Origin of the sequence: Kitasatospora sp. NPDC127116 (assembly GCF_042677365.1) — a bacterium.
Lineage (GTDB): Bacteria > Actinomycetota > Actinomycetes > Streptomycetales > Streptomycetaceae > Kitasatospora > Kitasatospora lactacystinica.
The window spans coordinates 1,034-2,874 of record NZ_JBHXTL010000027.1; the positions used below are offsets into that span (position 1 = coordinate 1,034).

Annotated in this window: 1 protein-coding gene; it reads left to right on the forward strand. The window is 78.5% G+C overall.

The window, feature by feature from the left end:
• Positions 1–372 precede the first annotated feature (372 nt).
• Positions 373–1,683 carry an SUKH-4 family immunity protein gene (locus ACFVHV_RS13700; protein WP_380351266.1) on the forward strand — a complete coding sequence of 437 codons (1,311 nt, stop codon included), beginning with the start codon at positions 373–375 and terminating at the stop codon, positions 1,681–1,683.
• The last annotated feature ends 158 nt before the right edge of the window (positions 1,684–1,841 follow it).

Consider the following 1,841-nt stretch of genomic DNA (forward strand, 5'->3'; position numbering starts at 1 on the left):
GTCCGTGGGGGGGGGGGGGGGGGTGGGGGGGGGGGGGGGGGGGGGGGGGGGGGGGTGTGGGGGGGGGGGGGGGGGGGGGGGGGGGGGGCGGGCCCCACTACACCCGCGGATCCGGTCCGGGCGGGCTTGGGTCTGCGCGTGAATATGTAGACCGGACGTCATATTCGTTCTTCCGGTGCCGGCTGCGGGGCGGCAGGGGATGTGGACGCCCGCGTGGGAAGTCGGCGGGGCCGACTTCTCGTGCATGAGGGGCTGCGCTTCCGGTGCTTGGTGCTTGGTGCTTGAGGCTTGGTGCGGGCGTGGGGCGCGGGCGTAGGGTCGCGGGTCGGGCCGGGATGGGCGGCGGGGAGTGGACGGGACGGGGGTGGCCGGGTGATTTCTCGGGCGCAGGCGGTGGAGGCGGGGCACCGGTGGGTCAACGGGGATCTGCCGCAGGGTGCCGGGGCGGTGCGGCGGGTGTGCACCCACGAGTTCGAGCTCGGCTGGGTGGTGTGGGCGGAGCCCGCCCGGGTGGTGGTCGACCCGCGGACGGGGGAGCGGCGGGCGCCCGAGGAGGTGGGGGCGGCCTGTGCCGTGGTGGACCGGGAGAGCGGACGGTTCACGGTGTGGCCCTCGGTGCCGGTGGACGAAGTGGTCGGGCTGTACCGGGACTTCGTGGGCGCCGGCGGCTACGATCCGATCCTCCCGCCGGCGACCGGCCGGGGTGCCCGGGCCGAGCTGACCTACCGGGACGACACGGGTGAGGAACGGTCGCTGGCCCTGCGCTCCGCGGCGGGCCTGCCGCACCCGGCGCTGCGCGGCTGGTGGTGGCTGCGCGAGCAGGGTGTGGCGGCCGAGGACGTGCTCGCCGTCCGGACCGACCTGCGGATGAGCGCCCTGCCCGGCGGCTACTGGTCGTACGCGCTGACCGCCGAACTGCCTCATGCCCGGATCGACTTCGAGCTCCCGTACGGCCCGCGCTTCGACCACCGGGCCGCCGCCGTACGGGCGCTGCCCGCGTCGCCGGACGGTCCGGCCCGCAACCGGGTGCCCTTCCCCCGCGCACCGGGCGGGGCACATCCGGCGGGCGAGGCGGCCGACGAGTCCGACACCGCGCTCGCCGCCCGGCTCGCGGAGCGGTTCGGCCCGGCGGGCGTCCAGCGCTTCGAGCCGGCGGACGTCGCCCGCGCCGAACTGCCCGGGGACGCGGCCGCGTTGCTGCTGGCGGTGGGCGTCCCGGTGGCCGTGCCGGGGTTCTTCGCGCTGCACCACCCGGGCGCGGAGGCGATCGCCGACGGCACCCGCCGGGGCACCGTCCTGCCCCCGCTCGCCGCGTGGCTGGCCGAGTCCGGGCGCGGCACCCGGGCGGCCGAGCGGGAGCGCCTGGCGCTCGCCGGGCAGTTGGTGCTGGGGACGGACGGCTGGGCGCTGCTGGCCCTCGGCCCGGTGGACGGCGCCGTCCGGGCGGTGGACCCGGACTACGCGACCGTCCGTCACTGCAATGAGAGCCTGCGCGCCTTCGTCCGCTGCCTGGAGGTGTTCGCCGGCTGGTGGCCCGCTCTGCGCGGGCTCGACCCGGTGGCCGCGGGCGGGGCGGTGGACGCCCTGCAACGCGCGTTGGCGGAGGTGGACGGCACGGTGTTCGCCGACCCGGAGAACTGGTGGGCCGTCATCGTGGAGCAGCTGTGGGACGGCCTGTTGTGACGGTCGGCCGTCACAACAGGTCGGCCGTCACCGGTACCGTCGCCCACCCGCACCGCCGGTACCGGCGGCCCCCCCCCCCCCCCCCCCCCCCCCCCCCCCCCCCCCGCGGGCCCCGGAGCGCCCCCCCGGCCCGGCGGCGGCGCCCCCCGCCGCCCCGG